Origin of the sequence: Gottfriedia luciferensis (genome assembly GCF_001712755.1) — a bacterium.
GTDB classification, from domain to species: domain Bacteria; phylum Bacillota; class Bacilli; order Bacillales; family Bacillaceae_G; genus Gottfriedia; species Gottfriedia luciferensis_B.
Map to the genome: position 1 here is coordinate 1 of NZ_MDKC01000027.1, position 889 is coordinate 889.

Genomic DNA, 889 nt, shown 5'->3' on the forward strand with positions numbered 1-889 from the left:
CCATAGCGTTAAGCTAGTAAGACCCCTGAGAGACGATCAGGTTGATAGGTCAGAGGTGGAAGCGTGGTGACACGTGGAGCTGACTGATACTAATCGGTCGAGGACTTAACTAACAAGTTTGATGATGACATTATCTAGTTTTGAGGGTGCAAAAATTATTATAAAAAACTTTGAAAAAGTCATTGACTTTCGAAAGAGATATGATATAATAGTTATTGTCCTTAAGGAATTGAATCAAGTGATGATAGCGAAGAGGTCACACCCGTTCCCATACCGAACACGGCAGTTAAGCTCTTCAGCGTCGATGGTAGTTGGGGGTTTCCCCCTGTGAGAGTAGAACGTCGCTTGGTTTATAATTATTCCGCAGTAGCTCAGTGGTAGAGCACTCGGCTGTTAACCGAGTGGTCGTAGGTTCGAACCCTACCTGCGGAGCCATTTTGGAGAGCTGTCCGAGTGGCCGAAGGAGCACGATTGGAAATCGTGTAGGCGGGTAACCCTGTCTCAAGGGTTCAAATCCCTTGCTCTCCGCCACATGTTTTCAGCACTATTATACTGGCCCGTTGGTCAAGCGGTTAAGACACCGCCCTTTCACGGCGGTAACACGGGTTCGAGTCCCGTACGGGTCACCATTTTATTACGGAGGATTAGCTCAGCTGGGAGAGCACCTGCCTTACAAGCAGGGGGTCGGCGGTTCGAGCCCGTCATCCTCCACCATCTAATTAAATTCAATGAATATCTTTTATTATCGCGGGGTGGAGCAGTCTGGTAGCTCGTCGGGCTCATAACCCGAAGGTCGCAGGTTCAAATCCTGTCCCCGCAACCAAATGGTCCCGTGGTGTAGCGGTTAACATGCCTGCCTGTCACGCAGGAGATCGCCGGTTCGATCCCG

Annotated in this window: 5 tRNA genes and 2 rRNA genes; all 7 read left to right on the plus strand. The window is 49.7% G+C overall.

Going from position 1 to position 889, the window contains the following annotated elements:
- Positions 1-113 (plus strand): 23S ribosomal RNA (locus tag BED47_RS14910); the annotation flags it as partial.
- A gap of 121 nt (positions 114-234) precedes the next feature.
- A 5S ribosomal RNA gene (rrf, locus tag BED47_RS14915) occupies positions 235-350 on the plus strand.
- 10 nt (positions 351-360) lie between these two features.
- Positions 361-435: transfer RNA gene (locus BED47_RS14920), tRNA-Asn, on the plus strand.
- Positions 436-439: 4 nt separating this feature from the next.
- A tRNA-Ser gene (locus BED47_RS14925) sits at positions 440-531 on the plus strand.
- A 23-nt stretch (positions 532-554) separates the two neighbouring features.
- Positions 555-629 (plus strand) — tRNA-Glu (locus BED47_RS14930).
- Between the two features lie 9 nt (positions 630-638).
- Positions 639-714, plus strand: a tRNA-Val gene (locus BED47_RS14935).
- 32 nt (positions 715-746) lie between these two features.
- Positions 747-823: transfer RNA gene (locus BED47_RS14940), tRNA-Met, on the plus strand.
- The last annotated feature ends 66 nt before the right edge of the window (positions 824-889 follow it).